This window comes from Microtetraspora glauca (assembly GCF_040656155.1).
GTDB lineage: Bacteria > Actinomycetota > Actinomycetes > Streptosporangiales > Streptosporangiaceae > Microtetraspora > Microtetraspora glauca.
In genome coordinates this window covers 195,731-217,184 of sequence record NZ_JBFALK010000013.1, presented here as the reverse complement: position 1 = coordinate 217,184, position 21,454 = coordinate 195,731, and the positions used below count along the sequence as shown (strand labels likewise).

Sequence of the window (21,454 nt, the reverse complement as noted above, 5' to 3'; positions counted from 1 at the left end):
CGAGTCCCGAGCGACGAGGAAAGCCACCGTCTCGAGGGCGCCCCGAGCCCGCCGTGCCGAAGGCGCGGCAATCAGGCACAGCGAGGGGCGCGGCGGTGGTTTGACGAGAAGCGAGCGGGCGAGGGACGAGTCCCGAGCGACGAGGAAAGCCACCGTCTCGAGGGCGCCCCGAGCCCGCCGTGCCGAAGGCGCGGCAATCAGGCACAGCGAGGGGCGCGGCGGGGAAGTAACCGACGAGCGAGCGGGGAGCGAGGCACGAGCGACTCCGAGCGAGGAGGGCACGAGTCGCCTCAAGGGCGCCCCGAGCCCGCCGTGCCGAAGGCGCGGCAATCAGGCACCGCGCGCCGGAGATCACGCCACGAAGGGCGGCCTGCCGCTCTCGCTCACCATGGGCAGCCCGGCGGCGGCCCAGGACTGCATGCCGCCGTCCACGTTGATCGCCTCGCGCCCGATGTGGTTCAGCCAGGCGGCGGCGTGGGCTGAGCGGCCGCCGACCCGGCAGACCACGTAGACGGGCCGGTCCAGGGGGACCTCGCCGACGCGGCTCTGCAGTTCGCCAAGGGGGATGTGACACGCGTCGGGCGCGTGCCCGGCCTGCCATTCGTCCGGCTCGCGGACGTCGAGAAGGTAGGCCCCGTCCGGCAGGGATTTCACGTCGATCTCAGGGAACGTCATACCGTCTATTTTCCCAGCCACCGGTCATGCGGGGGCACGGTCGGCCATCCGGGAGCTCCCGGCAAAATCCGGAAGACTCCGAAAGGGTGCCTGAAGAGGTCAGAAGAACGACGGGGCTCCGGCCCCCGCGCCGACTCCGGCGCCGCGGCCGAAGGTGCGCCACACCCACACCTGCGCGACCACCATGACGGGCACGCAGGGCAGGACCACCAGGGTGAGCACGCCCAGGGTGCCGGGAGGCGCCACGTGGTCGAGCAGCCACGGGGTCGCGACGGCCAGGGGCACCGCCACCGGGATGGCGGCCAGGCACGCCGAGCCGAGCAGCGCCCTGCCGGTACGGCCGGGCCCGCCGAGCCGCCAGACCGCGAACCTCCGGCCGTGGAGGGCGAACACCCCGACCACCAGCGCCGCGTAGCCCACCCCGAGCGGGGTGAGCACCGGCCCGCCCTGGACGAGGGCGGCCAGCGCCAGGCCCCAGGTCAGGGCCAGGCCGAACGAGCCGACGCAGAGCACGCCGTCCCAGAACGCCCGCCAGGCACGGCCGTCCTGCCTGCGCCGGAACCACAATCCGGCGTCACGGAGCACCCACGACACGAGCAGCCCGACGACCAGCGGATAGAGGGTGAACAGCACCTCGCCCTCCAGGTGGGGGAACGCGCCGAACAGCACGCCCACCACCGCGACCAGCCACACCTCGCCGGCCAGGACGAACGGCGCCATCCCCGCCACCAGCCGGTCCCGCTCCGCGCCGGTACGGCCGAGCACGGGCAGCAGCATGCCGAGTCCGATGTCGAAGCCCTCCAGGGCGAAGTAGCCGATCAGCAGCAGCGCGAACACGCCGAGCCAGAGGATGTCCATCGTCGTCTCCTAGAGAGGCGGCACTAGAGGGCGGCACAGAGGCGGCATCAGAGGATCAGCGCCGGGGCGGGCGCGGGCGGGCGCCCGGAGGCGCCGAGGGTCGCGGCGGCCGGGCCGCGCCGTACGGTGCGGGTGATGAGCAGGTAGTCCACGACGGCGAGCAGGCCGAGCACACCGGTGAAGGCGACGAAGGAGCCGACGATCATGCCTGGGGTGAGCCCGGGGGACATGGCGTCCTTCACGGTCAGCCTGCCGTACACGATCCAGGGCTGGCGGCCGATCTCGCGGACCAGCCAGCCGAGGATCGCCGCGATGAACGGCAGCGGGGTCATGAGCATCAGCAGCGGGTGCGTCCACCGCCAGCGGGCCAGCCAGTCGCGGAACAGCAGCGGGGTCAGGCCGAACATCACCGCGAACTGGATGAGCTGTCCGATGAGGATCATGAAGCCCAGTGGGACACCGACGGCCGGTCCGCCGTTGAATTTGCCCGGCTGGACCAGGCCGACCGCGCCGAACTGGGCGTAGCCGAAGCCCACGGTGATCGTGGTGCCGATGAGCGCCCCCACCACGCCGAGGCGCAACGATCGGACGAAGAACTCCCACTCGGACGTGCGGCGGAACAGGTGGTAGGCGCTCGCGCCGATGATGACGAAGCTGCCGACGAACAGGCCCGCCCCGAGCACGTGGGGCAGCGCGAAGACGAGCGTCGGGTTGGTCAACAGGGCGCCGAAGTCGGTCAGCACGAGGTGATCCCCGCGCAGTTCGGCCGCCGCCGGGTTCTGCAGGAACGAGTTCGCCACGAGGATCCAGAACGCGGAGGCGTACGCCGTGAGCGCGACAAGCCAGATGCACGCCAGGTGCAGCCACCGCGGCAGCCGGTGCCAGCCGAAGATCCACAGGCCGAGGAAGGTGGACTCCAGGAAGAAGGCCACCATCGTCTCGATCGCCAGCGGCGCGCCGAAGACGTCTCCCGCGTACCGCGACAGCCCGCTCCAGCTCAGTCCGAACTGGAACTCCATCACCAGGCCGGTGAAGACGCCCAGCGCGTAGTTGATGACGTAGATCTGGCCCCAGAACCGGGCCATCCGCTCGAAGACCGGCTTCCCGCTGATGACATGGCGGGTCTGCATGATCGCGACAAGGGGGGCCAGGCCGAGGGTGAGCACGACGAACAGGAAGTGCAGGCTTCCCGTCACCGCGAACTGCGCCCGTGCCAGATCGAGCACGTCCATGTCCCAACTCCCTTGTTGTGCCTCTCTACATATAGAGAGACTACATGTAGGATGGCAAGAAAGACACAGGGATTAGGGTGAGGCCGTGAACACCAACGCGCTCCATGGACACATGGACGCCCTGCTGCTCTCCGTGCTGGAACACGAGCCCCTGCACGGCTACGCGATCATCGAGGCGCTCCAGGAACGCAGCGGTGGAGCGCTCGCCGTGCCGACCGGCACGGTCTATCCCGCCCTCAGGAGGCTGGAGCGGGCCGGCTATCTCGCCGGCGAGTGGGCGACCGTCGGCGGGCGCAAGCGCCGCACCTACCGGCTCACCCCGACAGGTCGTACGGCTCTCGCGGGCGAGCGGTCGGCCTGGCGGGAGTTCACCGCCGCGATCGGCAGCGTGCTGGAGCCGCGCACCCAGTGACGCCGTTCCCCCGCGGTCAGCCCGTCCCCACGATCAGCCGGAGACGCGGAAACTGGCCATCAGGCACCGCGTCCCGCTGTGGAGTTGCCACAGGGTGACGGCGCCGGTGAGCAGCATCGCGACGACACCGGGCGCGTACACCGTGATGTCGATCGCGGAAGCCGAGGACAGCAGGAAGGACAGCACGCCGACCACCGGCACCTTGACCCAGATGAGCACGCCCAGCGCCCGGGTGACCAGCAAGGGACGCCGCACCCTGCGCCGTGCCGGCCCGACGATGATCAGCGCCACCGCCCCGAGCAGCCCGACGGCGATCCCGGAGTAGTCGACCACACGCGAGACGGGGCCGAACCAGCCGGGCCACTGTGCCATCGCCGCGGCGGGATCGGCCGGGTAGTTCTGCCAGATCACGCTCCACATCAGCGTGGTGAGGGGGACGCTGAGGAACAGCAGCAGCGCCGTGCGGCGCCCCTGTCCGACGGCGAGCTCCTCCTGGTAGGCGGGGGCGATCTCGCCGATCGCGCCGAACTCCTCGACCGCCAGCCGCTCGGCCTCGGATCGGGGCAGGCCGTCGGCCTCCAGCGCCTCGGTGGCGTCCACGAGGCCGTCACGCGCCTCGGCCATCAGGTCCCGCTTGACCCGCCACGGACCGCGCAGGGAACGGGCGAGCCCCGTCACGTAGTCGTCGATGACACTCGCGCTCGCCATGCCGTTCCCCAGTCGGTCCGTGCCGCTCCCGCGCGCCGGGGCGGGGTCGTCCCATCTTCGCGCGGAACGGCTCCGGAGGGGATCAGGGAGATCCCTGATCCGATCCCCGGCTTCCCCGGCTTCCCCGGCTTCCCCGGCTTTCCCGGCTTCCCCGGCTTTCCGCGCTATTTCAGCAGCTTGGACAGGCGGCGGTCGGCGAGCGGCTTGCCGCCGGTCTGGCAGGTGGGGCAGTACTGCAGGGAGGAGTCGGCGAACGACACCTCCCTGATCGTGTCGCCGCAGACCTCACACGTCTCGCCGGTACGGCCGTGCACGCGCAGGCCCGACTTCTTCTCCGCCTTGAGGTCCTTGGCGGCCAGCCCCCGAGCCCGCCCGACGGCGTCGCGGAGCGTCGTGACGATCGCCTCGTGCAGCTCGGCGATCTGGGCGTCCGTCAACGTCCCGGCGATCTTGAAAGGGGACATGCGGGCGACGTGCAGCACCTCGTCGGAGTACGCGTTGCCGATGCCCGCGATCACCTTCTGGTCCCGGAGCAGCCCCTTGATCTGGGTGCGGCCGCCGGTCAGGATCGCCTTGAGCGCGTCCGGGGTGAAATCGTCGGCCAGCGGGTCGGGGCCCAGGCTCGCGATCCCGGGGACCTCGGCCGGATCACGCACGACGTACACCGCGAGGCGCTTCTGCGTGCCCGCCTCGGTGAGCTCGAAGCCGGGGGCCCGGCCGTCGCCGTCCGGCGCGAGCCGTACCCGCACCGCGAGCGGGCTCTTGCCGGGGCGGACCGGCTTCGCGCCCGTGAGGTCCTCCCGCCAGCGCAGCCATCCGCCGCGGGCGAGGTGCGTGACGAGGTGCACACCGTCGCAGTCGAGGTCGAGGAACTTGCCGTGCCTGGCCACGCCGGTCACGGTCAGCCCGCCGAGCGCGCTGACCGGCGGGTCCACGGTCTTCAACGCCTGGAAGGCGACCACGTCGACCGCCGCGATCACGCGGCCCACGGCGCGCTCGCCCAGGAACTCGGCGAGCGCCTCCACCTCGGGAAGCTCCGGCATGCCCTCACACTACCGGCCGCTCGTCCACAGGCTGTGGACAAACGCTACGGCACATCCCAGAAGGCCAGCTCGTGCCGCATCCCCTCGACGAAGAACTCCTCCGCGCGCTCGGGCCGTACGTCGTCGATCATCTGGGCGATGCGGTCGGAGAGCGCGGCGAATCCGGGGTCGGCGTAGGTGTCCACCCACGCCTTGTAGCGCGGCTCGGCCGGCGGATTCTCCGCGAGGATCCGCCCGAGCGTCGAGTAGCCCCACATGCAGGGATACAGCGCCGCCAGGCCGTTCCCGTAGTCGGCGGCGGACTCCAGCAGGAACGCCGTGTACGCGGCGCAGGCGGGCCCCTTCACGGCGCCGCCCAGGTCGGCGCCGAAGTCCGCGGAGAGCGACCGGTGAAGGTCCAGCTCCTCGTGCCAGGTCGAGTACGCGAGATCGACCAGCACCCCGAGGTGGGCGTCGGGCGCCTGCCAGGCCAGCCGGGAGAAGACCCGGACGTAGTCGAGCAGGTAGAGGTAGTCCTGCTCCAGCCACGAGCGGAAGACCTCGTCAGGCAGGTCACCTCGCGCGATGCCCCGCACGGTGGGATGCGCGAGCTGGGCCTCCAGCAGCGGACGGCCGACGGCGTGCAGTTCCTGAGAAATCCCCATAAGGGGACATTGTGGCTGACATCGCGCTTCCCGGATCCCGCGCCACCATATGGTCGAGGGCGTGACGACGACAATCGCCGAAGAGGTCCTGCTTCTCGCCTACCGTGAGGACACCGGAAAGCCCCAGATCGGCTCGGTCGAACTGGACGCCGCGGTCGCGGGCGCCGTCCTGGCCGAGCTCGCCGTGAACGGCCGCATCGATCTGGACGGCACGAAGGTCGTGGCGAAGGACGCGACCCCGCTCGGTGACGATGAGCTGGACGCGGCCCTCGCCCGGATCGCCGGGGACACCCGGGAACGCAAGCCGGAGTGGTGGGTCGGCAAGCTCGACTCCAGGAAGCTCCGCGGCCGTCTGCTGGCCCGCCTGGCCGAGCACGGCGTCCTGTCCGAGGAACGGACCAAGATCCTCGGAATCTTCCCCTCGACCCGCTACCCGGAGCACGACCCGGCCCCGGAGCTGGAGATCCGGCAGCGGATCGAGCGCGTGCTCGGCGGCGAGGATCCCGACGAGCGCACGGCCGTGCTCATCGCGGTGCTGCACGCGTCGAAGCTCGATCGCAAGGCGTTCCCCGACGCCCCCGGGAAGCGGATCAAGGAGATCGCCGAGGGCGAGTGGGCCGGCGCGGCGGTGAAGAAGACGATCGCCTCCATCCACGCCGCCGTTCTGGCGGGAACCATCGCCGCGACGGTCGCCGCCAGCGCGTCGACCGGGTGAGCACGCGCGGAGCGGTCGGCGCGCCCGCTCCGGCCGCTCGGGCTACTTGGTGATGGTGTCCTTCGGAGCGGGCTTGTCCTGGGCCAGCGCCTCGAACAGGCGGTTGGCCTTCGCGGAGTCCCACTTGACGACCGACTGACCGTCGATCGTGGGGAACCCGCTGACCGGGACGCCCGTGGCGATCGGGCTGCCCTTCATCGCGAGGCCGACCGACAGCAGGTCGTACAGGCCGGTCCCGGGATCGACGGCCACCGACTCCGCCGCGCTCAGGCCAAGGGGCACCGAGGTGAACGGGTTGAGCAGGGTGCCGGGGCTCGCCGCCTTCTGCACCACGGCCGAGAAGAACTGACGCTGCCGCTGGGTCCGCTCGAAGTCGGGGATGTTGCCGGTCGCCCGGGTCCGGACGTAGCCCAGGGCGGTGCCTCCGTCCATGTCCTGGCAGCCCTTCTTCAGGTTGATGCCGGCCTTGGAGTCCTTGATGTTCTGCTTCACGCAGATGTTGACCCCGCCGATCGCGTCGACGATGCCGACGAATCCCCCGAACCCGATCTCCATGTAGTGGTCGATCCGGATGCCGGTGACCCGTTCGACCGTCTTGGCCAGCAGCTCGGGCCCTCCGAAGGCGTACGCGGCGTTCAGCTTGTTGCTTCCGTGGCCCTCGATCGGGACGTAGGAGTCGCGGGGGAGGCTGACGAGGGTGGGCCGCCCGTCCCCGTCGGGGATGTGCAGCAGCATCATCGTGTCCGTGCGCTTGCCGACCGCCTTGCCGGTGGCCAGCTTCTTGCGCTGGGCGGCCGACAGGCCCTCCCGGCTGTCGGAGCCGACGAGGAGCCAGTCCTGGCCGGGTGTGGCCTCGGGCCGTCCGGAGTAGTCGGCCAGGGACTCCACCGGCTGCAGCTTGGAACCGATCCAGAAATATCCGGCTATAGCGGCGATAATGAGGACCACCAGCACACCCGCGACGACCTTGATGATCGTCCGGCCGATCCGCCTCGGCTTCCGCGGGGGGAAATGGTCCGCGACCGTGCGATCGGCCGGCAGGGGACGCACGGGGCTCTGCCCCGAACGCGGCTTGCCGTACACCTTGGAGGAGCCGCGGCGCGAGGACGGGGCGTCCTGCGCGGGCGGCGGCTCGGACCCGCGCAGAGGGGGCACCGGATGCTGCACAGGTGGAATGCCGGGAACCGGGGGGCGTGCGACGCCGGGTTTGCGGATGGCCCGGGTCGGGTCGTCGTCCTCGGCCACGTCTTCTCCCCCTGCCGCTCAGCGTCCTGCCGTCAACCATGCCGTAAACCCATGAGAGCGCAGGCGTGACATCAAGGTTTCCTGTGGAACGTACCCAGAAGTGCCCTAAGACCTCAATAAAGGCACTGCCGGAAACACTTCGGCACATTCAGCCGTTACGGTGGTAGACCCCTACCTGAAAGGACGGTCGTGTCCGCTTCGGACTCGTGGAGTACCTGCCCGTGCCCAGGCACGGGATCTTACCGCCCCCGGGCAGGCGCCCGATGAGCATCGCCCTCGGCCTTCTGGCCGTACTCGTCCTCACCCTCGCGACCGGATACTTCGTCGCGCAGGAGTTCGCATTCGTCGCGGCGGACCGGGCGGTCCTCCGCGAACAGAAGGGTGATCCCGCCGCGGAGCGGGCGCTCGAAGTCACCGGGCGCCTGTCGTTCATGCTTTCCGGAGCCCAGCTCGGCATCACCGTCACCACCTTGTTGGTGGGTTTCATCGCCGAGCCGGCCATCTCCGACGTCATCCGGGACCCGCTGCGGGACCTGGGCGTCCCCACCGGCGTCGTCCCCGGCCTCTCCGTGGCACTGGGCATCGCGATCGCCACGATCGTCCAGATGATCCTCGGCGAGCTCGCTCCCAAGAACCTCGGCATCGCCCGGCCGGAGCCCGTCGCGAAGTTCCTGGCCCGATCGACGCTGATCTACCTGAAGGTCGCCGGCCCTTTGATCCACCTGTTCGACTCGGCGGCGACCCGGCTGGTCCGGCTCGCCGGGATCGAGCCCGTGGAGGAGCTGGAGCACGGCGCCACTCCCGAGGAGCTGTCCCGCATCGTGGCCGAGTCGGCCGCCGCGGGCGAGCTGCCCCCGCGGCTGGCCGAGCTGCTCGAACGCGCGCTCTCCTTCGGCGACCGTACGGCCGAGGACGTGATGGTCCCCCGTCCCCGCGTGGTCTCGCTCCGTGCCGGCCGCACCGTCCGCGACCTGCTCGACGCCGTACGCGACCATGGTCACTCGCGCTATCCGGTGCTCGGCACCGACGGCGACGACGTCGTGGGCGTCACCGGACTGCGCGAGATCCTCAAGGACGGACCGCACGAGAACGAGCCGGTGTCCGCCGTCATGCGCGCGCCGGTGTTCGTGCCCGCCACGCTGCCGCTGCCCACGGTGCTCCAGCGGATGCGTGCCTCTGACGACACGTTCGCGTGCGTCATCGACGAGTACGGCGGACTGGCCGGGATCGTCACCGTCGAGGACCTCGCCGAGGAGCTCGTCGGCGAACTGATCGACGAGAACGACCCCGAACCGCTCGGCGTGGTCCCTCACGACGACGGCTCCTGGGACGTACCCGCCACGCTCAGGCTGGACGAGGTCGAGCGCGCCACGGGCGTCCGGCTCCCCGAGAGCGAGGACTACGAGACCGTGGCCGGCCTGGTCCTCGCGTCCCTGGGCCGGATGACCGAGCCCGGCGACGAGATCACCGTGCCGGTCGAGCAGGAATCCGATCCCTTCACCGAATCCGACGAGAAGCTGGCCGTGCTCACCGTGCTGTCCCTGCAACGCCGCGTCCCCGGGTGGGTACGGCTCTCGCTCCGCGACGAGACGTCCCCCGCGGCGGACGAGGAGCCGGCCACCGACACGGCGGCCCACCGTCACCCCGGTGACTACGCCCCCGGCCTGTTCTCGGCCCTGTTCCAGGGAGAGCGGTCCGCGTGAACGAGATAGCGGCCATTCTCCTCGGCGTGGTCCTGCTGGTGGCCAACGGCTTCTTCGTCGCCGCCGAGTTCGCCCTGGTGTCGGCCAAGCGGCACCGGCTCGAAGAACTCGCCGCCTCCGGCGGCCGGTTCACGAAACTGACCGCGCGGGCGGCCGTCCGCGGCGCGCGCGAACTGTCGCTGATGCTCGCGGGCGCGCAGCTCGGCATCACGCTGTGCTCCCTGGGGCTCGGCATGGTCGCCGAACCGGCCATCGAGCACCTGCTCGAACCGATCCTCGTGCTGCTGCCGGAGTCCGCGCGGACGCCCGTCGCGTACGTGATCGCGCTCGCCCTGGTGACCTTCCTGCACATGGTCGTGGGGGAGATGGCGCCCAAGTCGTGGGCGCTCACCCACCCCGAGAAGGCGGCGATGGGCCTCGCGCTGCCGTTCCGCGGCTTCTCGCGGCTCGTCCGGCCCGTGCTCGCGGCGCTGAACGGCATGACGAACGGGCTGCTGCGGCTGTTCAAGGTCCACCCCAAGGACGAGCTCGCCACCACCCGCACGCCCCACCAGCTCGCCCTGCTGGTCGCCGAGTCCGGGCGGATGGGCATGCTCGACCGGGACGAGCACAACCTGCTCACCCGGGCGCTGCGTGTCCACCTGCTACCGGTGGAGCGGCTCATGGTGCCGATCGAGCACGCCGCCACGGTCCCCGCCGGCGCCGACGACCAGGTCGTACGGGACACCGCCGCGGCGACCGGCGACCTGCGGATGCTGGTCGTCTCCCCTGAGTCCGTCGTGGGCGTGCTGCACGTCCGGGACACGCTCATGCAGCCGGGACGGCGCCCGGAGGAGCTGGCCACGCCCGCTCCCCGGCTCGCCGCGGACACCAGCATCTCGGACGCGGTGGCCGTGCTGCAGGAGGCCCACGCGCAGCTCGGCCTGGTCACCGACGCGAGCGGCATGGTGGTCGGCATGGTCAGCCTGCCCGCCCTCATCGGCCAGCTCCTAGCCTCCTGACGGAGTCGCCGCGGCGGCGGCGAGCGCGAGCGCTCCCGCCACGGCGAAGGCGGCCGCGAACCCGGATCCGGAGATGAACAGTCCCATCACGCCCGGGGTCGCGGCCGCGACGACGTTCTGCGCGGTGTTCTGCGCGCCCAGCGCGCGCCCAGCCCAGGACGAGCCCGCGAGCTCTGAGACGGCCGTGAAGGCCAGTCCGTTGCCGCTCATCGAGATCACCAGGGCGGCCACCAGAAAAGGCGCGCTGAGGCCGTTTCCGGCCTGTGCGGCCACCGCCAGAAGGATCATCACCGCTCCGTTGACCAGAGCCAGCCGGCGCATCGGCCCCACCCGGCTGCCGGCCAGATCCGACCAGCGGCCGCACAGCAGCCTCCCCGCCGCCCCGGCGAACTGGGCCATCGCCACCACCCGGGCGGCCGTGCCGAGATCCCAGTGCCGTGCCGACACGAGATAGGTGACGGCGAAGCCCGCGGTCACGAACTGCGGGACGACGAGCAACATGCTGGCGCCGTGCACCCGCCACAGGGCCGCCATGCCGTACGGCGACGCGGTCCGCGTGCCCGGCGCGGCGGGGGGCCGGGGCGGGTCCACCACCATCAGGCCCACGGTGGCCGCGGCGGCCAGGCAGATCGCGGCCATGACGAGCAGCGCGGCGGTGACATGCGCCACGGCCGGGGTGACGATCCCGGCCACGGCGACGCCCAGGGGCTGGGCCGTCTGCCGCCAGCCCATCGCGACGCCGCGCCGCTCCTTGGGGAACCAGCCGAGGACCACCCGGCCGCTGGCCGCGTTCGCCGACGCCCCCGAGGCGCCGGCGAGCGCCAGCAGCACCGCGAGGACGGCCGGGTGCCCCGCGAACGCGGCGGCGGCGAGGAATCCGGCCGCGAGCCCGAGACCGGCGGTCATCGCGAGCCGCTCACCGTACCGGTCGGCGACCCAGCCCCAGGCGATCAGGGTGAAGAGCATGCCCGCGCTCGGGGCGCCGACGAGCAGTCCCGCCTGAGGAAGGGTCAGGCCCTTCTCCTCCTGGAAGGCGGGCAGGAGGAACGGCAGGCCGTACATGAACACGCAGCCCGCGCCTTGGGCGGCCACACCGAGGCTCAGCATGATCCAGCGGTTGGGAGTCCTCATGAGGGCAGCATATGAAGCATCTCGCAAACTAAGACAGTTATGGTCACATAGTGAGACATAAAGCAAAGAAGGCTGATCATCCATCTGCAAGCGGATCGAAAGTCATGAGCCGGAGAATCCGAGGGCCCGGCACCGGCCGGGATCGGGAAGGCACGCGTTCCGGTTTCCGGGTTCTGCGACGGCCGCCCGCCCGCTACGTTGACCCGTACTCCGACCGAAGGGGATGCCGTTCCGTGCCACACAGAACCGAGCGCTTCTCCACCGTCCCGGTCACCGAAGGGCGGCGCAGCCCCTCACCTCGGGAGCTTGAGAGGGTCGCCCATCCAGACGATCCGCCGAATCCCCGGAAGAACAGGCGTCTCTTGACCACTACCCCAGCCGCTGAAGGGGGGCGTGGGGGGCGCGGCCCCTCACATCGGGGGGCTCGGGGGGTCGTCCCCCCGGTAGATACAACGAAGGGGCCGGATGGGAAGGAAGCTCTGCTTCCGACCAGCCGACCCCAACCGTTCGTGGGCAAGGGGGGAGTTGAACCCCCACGTCCTTTCGGACACACGGACCTGAACCGTGCGCGTCTGCCATTCCGCCACTTGCCCCTTGCGGGTGCCCCCATCGCTGGGCGCCTGGAAAGGTTAGCACGTAACCGCCGATACTTACGAACCCGGATACGATCCCTCTAGACGATGGAGGAAGGGAGGTACCCGGTGGGAGTCCTTCAGCGCTTCGAGCGCAGGCTCGAAGGCTTGGTTGAGGGGGCCTTTGCACGGGCGTTCAAGTCTGACCTTCAGCCGGTCGAGGTCGCCAGCGCCGTCCAGCGAGAGATGGACGAGCGGGCCGCGATCGTCGCCCAGGGTCGCACGCTCGTACCGAACGACTTCGTGGTGGAGTTGTCGACGACCGACAGCGAGCGGCTGGAGGTGTACGCCGACAGCATCAGCCACGAACTGGCCAACCTCGCCAGGGAGTACGCCAAGGAGCAGGGGTACTCATTCGTAGGACCCGTCCGGGTGCGTTTCGAGACCGCCGACGACCTCGCGGTCGGGCTGTTCCGGATCCGGTCGGGCGTCATCCGTGGCGCGACGGTGGAACAGGACGAGATCCGGCAACCGGTGAGCGATCTGCCCGCCGGGCGACCCGGGGCGTTCGGCGGCCGGCCACGGCTGCTCGTCTCGACCCAGGACGACCCGCAGGGCCAGAGGTCCTACGAATTGACCACACCGGTGACGCTGCTCGGCCGCGGCACCGATTGTGATCTTCGACTGGTCGATCCGGGCGTATCACGGCATCATGCCGAACTACGTGTAGAGGGGCAGCAGGTCGTCCTCGTCGACCTGGGGTCCACGAACGGCACCTTCGTCAACGGGCAGCCGATCCGCAGGATCGAGATGCAGGACGGGACGAGGGTGACACTGGGGCGCACGACCCTGGTGTTCCGGCGCGATTAGGGGTAGACAGACGGTCCATGTCCGAGCTCACGCTGCTGCTGATCCGGCTCGCCTTCCTGGCGCTGCTGTGGTTCTTTGTGATTGCCGCGGTCGGCGTGATCCGGACAGACTTGTTCGGTGCACGTACGGCTGCCGCACCCGCACGGAAGCCAACCAAAACCGCGAAACCAGTGTCTAAACCCAAGAGGGGGGAACCTCGTCAGATGGTCGTCACGGGTGGCCCCCTGCAAGGGACCGTCATCAACCTCACGGAGACGCCAATCACCATCGGCCGGGCGACTGACGCCACGCTGGTACTCAGCGACGACTACGCTTCGAGCCGGCATGCCCGGCTCTTCCCGCAGGACGGCCAGTGGATCGTGGAAGACCTCGGTTCAACCAATGGCACGTACCTCGACCGCTCCAAAGTGACCCGACCGACCCCGGTGCCTCTCGGAGTTCCGATCCGCATCGGCAAAACCGTCATCGAATTGCGCAAATGACAATCGCACTCCGCTACGCCGCCCGCTCGGACGTCGGCCTCCTCCGCGAAGGAAACGAGGACTCGGCGTACGCAAGCGGCCGCCTGCTGGCCGTCGCCGACGGCATGGGCGGGCACGCACACGGCGAGGTGGCCAGCTCGGTCGCCATCGCCGCCATGTCGTCCCTCGATCATGCCAGGGACGCCCTCGGGGGTGACCTGCTCAGCGACATCGAGGCGGCGGTCCGGGAGGCCAACCATCAGCTCCACGCGATGGTGGCCCGGGACCCGAGCCTCAAGGGCATGGGCACCACACTGACCGCGATGCTTTGGAACGGCCCCAGGTTCGCCCTGATCCATGTGGGTGACTCTCGTGCGTACCTGCTGCGCAACGAGGAGCTGTACCAGATCACGCACGACCACACTCTCGTGCAGTCGCTGGTGGACGACGGCCGCATCACTCTCGAAGAGGCCGCCAACCATCCGCAACGCTCGATCCTGCTCCGCGCGCTCGACGGGAGCGGCGAGGTCGACCCCGACCTGCAGGACCGGGAGGCCCAGGTGGGCGACCGGTACCTGCTGTGCTCGGACGGCCTGTCCGCGGTCGTCAGCGCCGAGACCCTGCACCACACACTCAGCACGATCGACGATCCCGAGGACGTCGTCCGGCAGCTCATCGACCTGGCCAACAGGGGCGGCGGGCCGGACAACATCACCTGCGTGGTCGCCGACGTGATCGAGGTGGACGACGTCCAGCCGCCGGTCTACGCCGCGGCCGTGGTGGGGGCCGCGGGCTCGGGCAGACTGCGATCCGCTCCGCCGGACACTCCGGCCGGACGGGCGACCACGGTGACCGCGCCCCAACCGGTGATCGTGGACGAGGACCTCGACGACCAACCCGCGCCGGAGGCCCATGCCTCCGGCCGGCGGGCCAAGAAACGCCGCTCCTGGCCCTTTCGGGTCACGTCGATCGTGATCGTCGCCGCCGTGCTCGGGCTCGGCGGCTATTTCGGCTATGAGTGGACCCAGGATCAGTACTACGTCGGCGCCAAGGGAGACCAGATCGTGGTCTTCCGCGGCGTCGACGCCGAGCTGGGCCCGGTCTCCTTCAAGAAGGTCGCCTACACCGACGACGCCCCGGTGTCCTCGCTCAGTGCGGTGCAGCAGGACCAGATACGCAGTGGCATCCCGGTCGACGACCTGCAGGCCGGGATAAAGACCATAAAGAACTTCAGCGACGACGGCTCCACGCAACAGGCGACCGCTTCCCCGTCCCCGTCGTCGGGATCCGGTAAGTGAGTTCCGCGGAAGCCGCCCCCGTCCCCATGACCGCCAAGCGGCGGGGGGCGCAGCTCGCCATGCTCGCCTTCGCCGTGGTCATCGTCATGGGCGCGTACGCGAGCGTCGGTCTCAGTCTCGACGGCAAGATCCCCGCGGGCATGCTGACCTACGGCCTCGGCCTGGGCGCGCTCATGCTCGCCGCCTACCTCGTGCTCGCCAAGTGGGCGCCGTGGGCGGACCCCCTGCTTCTCCCGCTGGTGACCCTGATCAACGGCATCGGCCTGGTGATGATCTACCGGATCGAACAGACCGGCCAGGACGGCGCTTCCGCCACCAACCAGCTCATGTGGACGGCGCTCGGCGTCGTGATGTTCTCCGCGACTCTGATCGTGTTGAAGGACCATCGCGCCTTGCAGCGCCTCACGTACACCGCGGGCTTCGCCGGTCTCGGGTTGCTCGTGCTACCGATGCTCCCGCTCCTCGGCACGGAGATCAACGGCTCCCGCATCTGGATCCACATCGGTGGTTTCTCCATCCAGCCCGGCGAGTTCGCCAAGCTGGCGCTCGTCGTCTTCTTCGCCGGTTACCTCGTCGCCAAGCGCGACGTGCTGGCCCTGGCGGGACGCCGCCTGCTCTTCATCGACCTGCCCCGCGCCCGCGACCTCGGCCCCGTACTCATCACCTGGGGCGTGAGCATCGCCGTCCTCGTCGTGGAGAAGGACCTCGGCACCTCGCTGCTGCTGTTCGGGGCTTTCATCGCGATGTTGTACATCGCGACCCAGCGCACGTCCTGGGTGCTCATCGGACTGCTGCTCTTCGTCGGCGGCGCGATCCTCGCCGGAATGATCTTCAGCCACGTTCAGGTCCGGTTCAACGGATGGCTGGACGCCGAGTCGAACGAGCACTACTTCAACGGGACCAGCTTCCAGCTCATGGAGGGCCTGTTCGCGATCGGGTCGGGCGGCATCCTCGGCACGGGGCTCGGCAAGGGCTACCCCGACCGGATCCCGTTCTCCTTCTCCGACTTCATCTTCTCGGCCACCGGCGAGGAGCTCGGCCTCACCGGCCTGATGGCCATCCTCATGGTCTACGCGCTGATCGTCGAGCGGGGGCTCCGCACGGCGCTCGCGGCCCGTGACCCGTTCTCCAAGCTGCTCGCGGGGGGCCTGTCGTTCATCATCGCCTGGCAGGTCTTCATCATCGTCGGCGGCGTGACTCGGCTGATCCCGCTGACCGGCCTGGTCACCCCGTTCATGTCGGCGGGCGGTTCGGCCCTGCTCGCTAACTGGATGCTTATCGCGCTGCTGGTACGCATGTCAGACGCGGCGCGCAGACCGCCGCCACAGGCGATCCAGGACGAAGGACTGACCCAGGTGATGCAGCGATGAACGGCACTCTCAAGCGGGTCGCCCTCGCCTGCCTGCTGATGTTCGGCCTGCTCATGGCCAATGTGACCTACCTCGGCGCGGTCAAGGCGGACGGCCTGCGCTCCGACTCCCGGAACGTGCGTGCCTTCTACGCGCGCTACGCCGTGGACCGCGGGTGGATCACCTCCGACAACGGCAAGGTCGTCCTGGCCAAGAGCAAGGACACCGGCAACGCCAGGTTCAGGTTCGATCGGGAGTACCCCGAGGGCAAGGCGTTCGCGCACGTCGTCGGCTACTTCGCCCCGGAGAGCGCGTCGGGCATCGAGGGGGCCGAGGGCCGCTACCTCGACGGCAGCCATCCCGACCTGGTGGTGCGCCGCGCGATCGACCTGATCAGCGGCAAGCCGCACAAGGGTGCCAACGTCGATCTGACGCTGAACGCCAAGGCGCAGAAGATCGCGTACAAGGACCTGGCGAGCACCGGGAAGCGCGGCGCGGTCGTCGCCATCGCCCCGAAGACGGGCGCGATCCTCACCATGGTGTCGGTGCCGTCGTACGACCCGAACCCGCTGGCGGTGGCCAACAAGGCCGAGGTCAACAAGGCGTACAACAAGCTCGACGAGGACAAGGCGAACAAGCCGCTGCTCAACCGGGCGATCGGCCTCACGTACGCCCCCGGCTCGACGTTCAAGACGATCACGTCGGCGGCGTTCCTGATGGACGACCAGTCCCGCGACGTGAACACGATGGTGAACGCGCCGGACGCGCTGCCGCTGCCCGGCACGAACATCTCGCTGCCGAACTACCACGGCGAGTCCTGCGGCGGCCGGGCGACGCTGCTGGCCGCGTACACGATCTCCTGCAACACCCCGTTCGCCGACGTCGCGATGGCCATGGGGTACGACAAGCTGAAGGAGCAGGCCGAGAAGTTCGGCATCGGCAGCTCGCTCAGCATCCCGCTGAACGTCACACGCAGCGACATCGGCCCGGACGAGGGCAAGGCCGCCCTCGCCATGACCGCCATCGGGCAGCGCAGCAACCAGATGACCCCGCTGCAGATGGCGATGGTCGCGGCCGGCATCGCGAACCGCGGCACGGTCATGAAGCCGTACCTCGTCAACAAGATCACCGGCCCGGACGGCGGCGAGATCGACACCACCGATCCCGATGAGCTGAGCGAGGCGGTGACGCCCGAGGTCGCCGCCCAGCTCACCACGATGATGATCAACGTTGTCCGGAACGGCACCGGCAAGGCCGCCGGCCTGCCGAACCACACGGTCGCCGGTAAGACCGGCACCGCCGAGACCGCCCCCGGCAAGCCGTCCCACGCGTGGTTCATCTCCTTCGCCCCCGCTGAGGACCCGGAGATCGCCGTCGCGGTCTTCGTCGAGTCCGGCAGCGCGGGCAACGACGCCACCGGCGGCGCCATCGCCGCCCCGATCGCGCACGACGTCATGCAGGCGGTGCTCGGTCAGTGACATCCGGCAACCCCGTTCTCGGCGGCCGTTACCGGCTGACCTCCCGCATCGCCGCGGGGGGCATGGGCGAGGTGTGGCAGGCCACGGACGAGCTCCTCGGCCGCGAGGTCGCGGTGAAGCTGCTGCGGCAGCACGTGGCGGCCGACCCCTCCTTCCGTGAGCGGTTCCGGAACGAGGCGCGGATCACGGCGGGGCTGACCGACCCGGGGATCGCCCAGGTCTTCGACTACGGCGAGAGCGACGGCGTCGCGTACCTCATCATGGAGCTCGTGTCGGGCGAGCCGCTCTCCGGCATCCTGCGGCGCAACGGCTCGCTCAGCCCGGAGGTCACGCTCGACGTGATCGGGCAGGTCGCCAAGGCCCTGCACTCCGCGCACCGGGCGGGGATCATCCACCGCGACATCAAACCGGGCAACCTGCTCGTCACCGAGGCCGGGGTCGTCAAGGTCACCGACTTCGGCATCGCGCGCGCCCTGGAGGCCGCGCCGGTGACCCAGAGCGGCGTCGTTCTCGGTACCGCGCAGTACGTCAGCCCGGAGCAGGCGTCCGGCAGCACGCTGACCCCTGCCACCGACGTCTACTCCCTCGGTGTCGTGGCGTACGAGTGCCTGGCCGGCCGCCCTCCTTTCAGCGGCGAAACGCAGGTCGCGATCGCGCTGCACCACCTGTACGACCCGCCTCCGCCGCTGCCCGCCGCGGTGCCCGCGCGGGTGCGCGAGCTGGTGCTGGCCATGCTGGCCAAAGATCCCGAAGCCCGACCGGCCGGGACGCGGGAACTCGCCGAACGGGCCGTCGCTATCCGGGAGTCCCTGTCCGACGCGCACACCGTCATGCTCGGCACGCTGACCGACCCCGCGTGGTTCGCGGTCGGCGCCCCGGCCCACGGCCCGATCCACGCCCCCGCGACGCCGCCGGCGGCCACCCGGGCGGTCCCGGCGGCCGTGTCCGCGACGGCGCCCCGGAGCCCGGCACCGGGCAGGCGCCGCCGCAGGCGGACCACGACAGTGGTGTTCGCCACGGCGGGGTGCGCGGCCGCCGTCGGCCTCGGAGCCCTGGCGGTACGGGGGATGCAGGCGCCGAGGGGGCCGGAGGGTGACCTGAGCTCGGTCACCGCCGTCCCCACAGTCGAATCTCCCACCGCGCGACCTCCCAGGTCGGCGACTCCCACGGCATCGCCGTCCCGAGTGCGGCCGCCTTCAACCCGGCCGTCCCCTTCGGCGTCGGCTACGGTAAGCACGTCGGCATCGCCCACCCCGAAGCCGACGCCATCGCCGACGCCCACTCCGAAGAACACCCCCACTCCGACTCCCACCCCCACCCCGACGCCAAGTGACACTCAACCTCCCACAGCCTCCCCAACACCCGCTAACTCGTCCAATACGGAGACGTGATGCGAAAAGGGGTCGATGATGGACACCGGCGGCACCCCAAGATGAACGGCAAGGGACAGTGCAGGAAATGACTCAGCCTCGGCTTCTCGGTGGTCGCTATGAACTCGACGGTGTCGTCGGGCGTGGCGGCATGGCCGAGGTGTATCGCGCCCGGGACATCCGGCTGGACCGTGTTGTCGCGATCAAGACGCTCCGCTCGGACCTTGCCCGGGACCACACCTTCCAGGCGAGGTTCCGCAGGGAGGCGCAGTCGGCGGCGTCACTGAACCATCCGTCGATCATCGCCGTGTACGACACCGGCGAAGACATGATGGACAACACGCCCGTGCCGTACATCGTGATGGAGTTCGTGGACGGGCGGACCCTCCGTGACCTGCTCCGCGCCGACCGGCGGCTGCTGCCCGAGCGGGCGATGGAGCTGGTCGACGGCATCCTGAGGGCGCTCGACTACAGCCACCGCGGCGGCATCGTCCACCGGGACATCAAACCGGCGAACATCATGCTGACGCTCAACGGCGAGGTCAAGGTCATGGACTTCGGCATCGCCCGTGCGATGGCCGACTCCGCGGCCACCATGACCCAGACGGCCCAGGTCATCGGCACCGCGCAGTACCTGTCGCCCGAGCAGGCCCGCGGCGAGCGGGTGGACGCCCGCAGCGACATCTACTCGACCGGTTGCGTGCTGTACGAACTGCTGACCGGCCAGCCGCCCTTCACCGGCGACTCCCCGGTCGCCATCGCGTACCAGCACGTCCGCGAGGACCCGATCCCCCCGTCGGGCATCGACCCCGAGATCCCCCAGTGGGCCGACGCGATCGTGCTCAAGGCCATGGCCAAGGACCCGGTCAACCGCTACCAGAGCGCGACCGAGATGCGCGCCGACATCCAGCGCGTCATGTCCGGCATGCCGGTCGACCCGCAGACGATGGCGATGGCCACCAACCACGGCTCGTACGGCCCGGCCGACCGCACCCGCACCATGACCAGCGCGGGCGGCCAGATGGCCGCTCAGGGCACCCGGGCGATCCCGCAGTACGACTACGGCCCCGAGGAGCGCGACGGCGGCGGTGGCCGGTACGACGGCCGCAGGCGCAGCCGAGGCGGGAACACCGCGCTGAAGACCGCGGCGTGGATCCTGATCCCGCTTCTGGTCATCGGCGGTTTCATCGGCGTGGGGTACGCCTTCCTGACCGGCGACACAGGCAACGCCGCGACCATCAAGGTGCCCGTCGTGAAGGGCCAGACCAAGCCGGCGGCCGAGAAGGCCCTGACGGACGCGGGCCTCAAGTTCACCGAGAAAGAGGAGTTCAGCGCCGACGTCGAGAAGGGGGTGGTGATCGGCACCGACCCCGCCGGGGACACGGCGGTGGAGCCGGGGTCCACGGTCACCCTCACACTGTCCAAGGGTCCCGAGCTGATCGCGGTGCCGAACGTCGTCGGCAAGACGCCTGACGAGGCCAAGGCCGAGCTGACGGCGCTGGGCTTCAAGGTCTCCCGGGTCGACGTGGTCTCCACCCAGCCGCAGGGCAAGGTCTTCGACACCAAGCCCAAGGCGGGCAAGGAGGTCGCGAAGGAGAGCGCGGTTCGGATCTACGTGCCCAAGGAGGCCATCGAGGTCCCGAGCGTGCTCGGCCTCACCGCGGAGGACGCCAAGTCCACGCTGGAAGGCGCCGGCTTCAAGGTCAAGCTCTCACAGCAGCCGAGCGACGTGGTTCCGGCAGGAAACGTGATCGCGCAGACGCCCGACGCCGGAGCCAAGCTCCAGTCCGGTACGACGATCACGCTGACCGTCTCCAGCGGGCCCAACCAGCAGCAGCCGACCGATCAGCCGAGTGACCAGGTCACCGAGCCGCCGGTGGACGACGGCGGCGACGGCGGCGATGACGGTGGCATCCTCCCCGACCAGGGCGACAACCCGTTCGGCAACTGACGCATCACCGGAACCGGCACAGATCGCGAAAGAGGCCCGCTCCCCCCGAGCGGGCCTTTTTCTGTGCCTGCGGGCCCGCCGGGTCAGGCGTGGGGGCGTAGCCCGTTGAGCGCGGTCTCGACGACGGCGTCGGCATAGCCGGAGGTGAGGGGACCGCTGCGCTGGAGCCACCGGTTCAGCAGCGGCCCCCACAGCAGGTCGATCGCCACGTCGAGGTCGACGGCCTCGGACAGCTGCCCGGCCCGTTGCGCGGCGCGCAGCCGCTGCTTCTTGAGTTCCTTCATCGGCCCGTCCAGCCGCTCGGCATAGACGGCGGCGAGCGCAGGGTCGTGCAGGATCTCGGTGTTCAGCGCGCGCATCGGCTCGTCGAAGCGGGGATCGTTCAGCTCCTCCACGGTGGCGCGCAGCACCGTCTTCAGGTCGGCCTCCAGGTCACCGGTGTCGGGCAGCGCCGGGGCCTGGTCTCCGGTGAACATGAGGAAGGCGTCGAACAGCACGGCGCCCTTGGAGGGCCACCAGCGGTAGATGGTCTGCTTGCCGACGCCCGCGCGGGCGGCGATGCCCTCGATGCTCAGCTTGGCGTAGCCGACCTCCCCGACCAGCTCGAACGCCGCCGTGACGATGGCCCGCCGCGACGCCTCGTTCCTGCGTGTGGCGTCCGGTGTGCCCCTGCGGGCGGAGGAGTCCTTGGGCTGCGCTGTCATGGGCGCAGACTATCAACTCTGAGACGAGACGGTC

At 70.1% G+C, this 21,454-nt stretch carries 20 protein-coding genes and 1 tRNA gene; 11 read left to right on the top strand and 10 right to left on the bottom strand.

Annotated features, from left to right (window positions below; genetic code table 11):
- Positions 1-351: 351 nt before the first annotated feature.
- From AB0I59_RS23995 to AB0I59_RS23985, 3 genes are all read right to left on the bottom strand, one after another.
- Positions 352-675, bottom strand: coding sequence for a rhodanese-like domain-containing protein (locus AB0I59_RS23995; protein ID WP_061255914.1), 324 nt, complete (start codon positions 673-675; stop codon positions 352-354).
- Positions 676-774: 99 nt separating this feature from the next.
- Entirely contained in the window at positions 775-1,533 is a 759-nt protein-coding gene (locus tag AB0I59_RS23990; RefSeq protein ID WP_358136136.1) for a cytochrome d ubiquinol oxidase subunit II, read from the bottom strand.
- A 47-nt stretch (positions 1,534-1,580) separates the two neighbouring features.
- Entirely contained in the window at positions 1,581-2,765 is a 1,185-nt protein-coding gene (locus AB0I59_RS23985; protein WP_358136133.1) for a cytochrome ubiquinol oxidase subunit I, read from the bottom strand.
- Between the two features lie 85 nt (positions 2,766-2,850).
- Here AB0I59_RS23985 and AB0I59_RS23980 point away from each other — a divergent pair, with 85 nt between their 5' ends.
- Positions 2,851-3,177 (top strand): helix-turn-helix transcriptional regulator, encoded by a 327-nt coding sequence (locus AB0I59_RS23980; RefSeq protein WP_228646307.1) that lies wholly within the window; start codon positions 2,851-2,853, stop codon positions 3,175-3,177.
- A 33-nt stretch (positions 3,178-3,210) separates the two neighbouring features.
- Here AB0I59_RS23980 and AB0I59_RS23975 read toward each other — a convergent pair whose 3' ends face one another.
- From AB0I59_RS23975 to AB0I59_RS23965, 3 genes are all read right to left on the bottom strand, one after another.
- A complete protein-coding gene (locus tag AB0I59_RS23975) occupies positions 3,211-3,885 on the bottom strand; it encodes a permease prefix domain 1-containing protein (protein ID WP_358136130.1) in 675 nt (224 codons plus the stop codon).
- Between the two features lie 164 nt (positions 3,886-4,049).
- Positions 4,050-4,928 (bottom strand): Fpg/Nei family DNA glycosylase, encoded by an 879-nt coding sequence (locus AB0I59_RS23970; protein ID WP_358136127.1) that lies wholly within the window; start codon positions 4,926-4,928, stop codon positions 4,050-4,052.
- Between the two features lie 44 nt (positions 4,929-4,972).
- Positions 4,973-5,572, bottom strand: coding sequence for a TenA family protein (locus AB0I59_RS23965; protein WP_061255926.1), 600 nt, complete (start codon positions 5,570-5,572; stop codon positions 4,973-4,975).
- A gap of 61 nt (positions 5,573-5,633) precedes the next feature.
- Here AB0I59_RS23965 and AB0I59_RS23960 point away from each other — a divergent pair, with 61 nt between their 5' ends.
- Positions 5,634-6,287, top strand: coding sequence for a GOLPH3/VPS74 family protein (locus AB0I59_RS23960; RefSeq protein WP_061256277.1), 654 nt, complete (start codon positions 5,634-5,636; stop codon positions 6,285-6,287).
- A gap of 42 nt (positions 6,288-6,329) precedes the next feature.
- Here the strand turns inward: AB0I59_RS23960 and AB0I59_RS23955 are convergent, their stop codons facing one another.
- Positions 6,330-7,532, bottom strand: coding sequence for an LCP family protein (locus AB0I59_RS23955; protein WP_358136123.1), 1,203 nt, complete (start codon positions 7,530-7,532; stop codon positions 6,330-6,332).
- 263 nt (positions 7,533-7,795) lie between these two features.
- On the opposite strand from AB0I59_RS23955, the gene AB0I59_RS23950 reads away from it, so the two are divergent.
- Entirely contained in the window at positions 7,796-9,235 is a 1,440-nt protein-coding gene (locus AB0I59_RS23950) for a hemolysin family protein (RefSeq protein WP_358136120.1), read from the top strand.
- Positions 9,232-10,236 (top strand): hemolysin family protein, encoded by a 1,005-nt coding sequence (locus AB0I59_RS23945; RefSeq protein ID WP_061255928.1) that lies wholly within the window; start codon positions 9,232-9,234, stop codon positions 10,234-10,236. The genes AB0I59_RS23950 and AB0I59_RS23945 overlap by 4 nt, the downstream gene beginning before the upstream one ends.
- Here the strand turns inward: AB0I59_RS23945 and AB0I59_RS23940 are convergent.
- Positions 10,225-11,367 carry an MFS transporter gene (locus AB0I59_RS23940; protein ID WP_358136117.1) on the bottom strand — a complete coding sequence of 381 codons (1,143 nt, stop codon included), beginning with the start codon at positions 11,365-11,367 and terminating at the stop codon, positions 10,225-10,227. The two genes, AB0I59_RS23945 and AB0I59_RS23940, sit on opposite strands and share 12 nt — an antisense overlap.
- 510 nt (positions 11,368-11,877) lie before the next feature.
- Positions 11,878-11,960: transfer RNA gene (locus tag AB0I59_RS23935), tRNA-Leu, on the bottom strand.
- Positions 11,961-12,068: 108 nt separating this feature from the next.
- Between AB0I59_RS23935 and AB0I59_RS23930 the strand changes: the two genes are divergently transcribed.
- The 7 genes from AB0I59_RS23930 (at position 12,069) to pknB (ending at position 20,716) form a co-directional block, all read left to right on the top strand.
- Complete coding sequence (locus AB0I59_RS23930) at positions 12,069-12,809, top strand: FHA domain-containing protein (protein WP_061255931.1); 741 nt, start codon at positions 12,069-12,071, stop codon at positions 12,807-12,809.
- Positions 12,810-12,826: 17 nt separating this feature from the next.
- On the top strand, positions 12,827-13,291 hold the full coding sequence (locus AB0I59_RS23925) for an FHA domain-containing protein FhaB/FipA (protein ID WP_061255933.1): 465 nt from the start codon (positions 12,827-12,829) through the stop codon (positions 13,289-13,291).
- Complete coding sequence (locus tag AB0I59_RS23920) at positions 13,288-14,568, top strand: Stp1/IreP family PP2C-type Ser/Thr phosphatase (RefSeq protein ID WP_061255934.1); 1,281 nt, start codon at positions 13,288-13,290, stop codon at positions 14,566-14,568. The genes AB0I59_RS23925 and AB0I59_RS23920 overlap by 4 nt, the downstream gene beginning before the upstream one ends.
- 26 nt (positions 14,569-14,594) lie before the next feature.
- Positions 14,595-15,938 (top strand): FtsW/RodA/SpoVE family cell cycle protein, encoded by a 1,344-nt coding sequence (locus tag AB0I59_RS23915; RefSeq protein ID WP_061255936.1) that lies wholly within the window; start codon positions 14,595-14,597, stop codon positions 15,936-15,938.
- Positions 15,935-17,395 (top strand): peptidoglycan D,D-transpeptidase FtsI family protein, encoded by a 1,461-nt coding sequence (locus tag AB0I59_RS23910; RefSeq protein WP_061255938.1) that lies wholly within the window; start codon positions 15,935-15,937, stop codon positions 17,393-17,395. The genes AB0I59_RS23915 and AB0I59_RS23910 overlap by 4 nt, the downstream gene beginning before the upstream one ends.
- Entirely contained in the window at positions 17,392-18,786 is a 1,395-nt protein-coding gene (locus AB0I59_RS23905; RefSeq protein ID WP_358136112.1) for a serine/threonine-protein kinase, read from the top strand. The genes AB0I59_RS23910 and AB0I59_RS23905 overlap by 4 nt, the downstream gene beginning before the upstream one ends.
- Before the next feature lie 67 nt (positions 18,787-18,853).
- Positions 18,854-20,716, top strand: a complete 1,863-nt coding sequence (gene pknB / locus AB0I59_RS23900) for a Stk1 family PASTA domain-containing Ser/Thr kinase (protein ID WP_061255940.1) — start codon at positions 18,854-18,856, stop codon at positions 20,714-20,716.
- An 83-nt stretch (positions 20,717-20,799) separates the two neighbouring features.
- On the opposite strand, the gene AB0I59_RS23895 is transcribed toward pknB, so the two are convergent.
- Positions 20,800-21,420: a TetR/AcrR family transcriptional regulator gene (locus AB0I59_RS23895; protein ID WP_228645950.1), complete on the bottom strand. Its 621-nt coding sequence runs from the start codon at positions 21,418-21,420 to the stop codon at positions 20,800-20,802.
- Positions 21,421-21,454: the final 34 nt, after the last annotated feature.

Excerpts from the sequence above, each read along its gene's own strand:
- AB0I59_RS23995 (WP_061255914.1), bottom strand. The coding sequence starts at position 675 with ATGACGTTCCCTGAGATCGACGTGAAATCCCTGCCGGACGGGGCCTAC.
- AB0I59_RS23990 (WP_358136136.1), bottom strand. The coding sequence starts at position 1,533 with ATGGACATCCTCTGGCTCGGCGTGTTCGCGCTGCTGCTGATCGGCTAC.
- AB0I59_RS23985 (WP_358136133.1), bottom strand. The coding sequence starts at position 2,765 with ATGGACGTGCTCGATCTGGCACGGGCGCAGTTCGCGGTGACGGGAAGC.
- AB0I59_RS23975 (WP_358136130.1), bottom strand. The coding sequence starts at position 3,885 with ATGGCGAGCGCGAGTGTCATCGACGACTACGTGACGGGGCTCGCCCGT.
- AB0I59_RS23970 (WP_358136127.1), bottom strand. The coding sequence starts at position 4,928 with ATGCCGGAGCTTCCCGAGGTGGAGGCGCTCGCCGAGTTCCTGGGCGAG.
- AB0I59_RS23965 (WP_061255926.1), bottom strand. The coding sequence starts at position 5,572 with ATGGGGATTTCTCAGGAACTGCACGCCGTCGGCCGTCCGCTGCTGGAG.
- AB0I59_RS23950 (WP_358136120.1), top strand. The coding sequence starts at position 7,796 with ATGAGCATCGCCCTCGGCCTTCTGGCCGTACTCGTCCTCACCCTCGCG.
- AB0I59_RS23940 (WP_358136117.1), bottom strand. The coding sequence starts at position 11,367 with ATGAGGACTCCCAACCGCTGGATCATGCTGAGCCTCGGTGTGGCCGCC.
- AB0I59_RS23925 (WP_061255933.1), top strand. The coding sequence starts at position 12,827 with ATGTCCGAGCTCACGCTGCTGCTGATCCGGCTCGCCTTCCTGGCGCTG.
- AB0I59_RS23920 (WP_061255934.1), top strand. The coding sequence starts at position 13,288 with ATGACAATCGCACTCCGCTACGCCGCCCGCTCGGACGTCGGCCTCCTC.
- AB0I59_RS23915 (WP_061255936.1), top strand. The coding sequence starts at position 14,595 with ATGACCGCCAAGCGGCGGGGGGCGCAGCTCGCCATGCTCGCCTTCGCC.
- AB0I59_RS23910 (WP_061255938.1), top strand. The coding sequence starts at position 15,935 with ATGAACGGCACTCTCAAGCGGGTCGCCCTCGCCTGCCTGCTGATGTTC.
- pknB (WP_061255940.1), top strand. The coding sequence starts at position 18,854 with ATGACTCAGCCTCGGCTTCTCGGTGGTCGCTATGAACTCGACGGTGTC.
- AB0I59_RS23895 (WP_228645950.1), bottom strand. The coding sequence starts at position 21,420 with ATGACAGCGCAGCCCAAGGACTCCTCCGCCCGCAGGGGCACACCGGAC.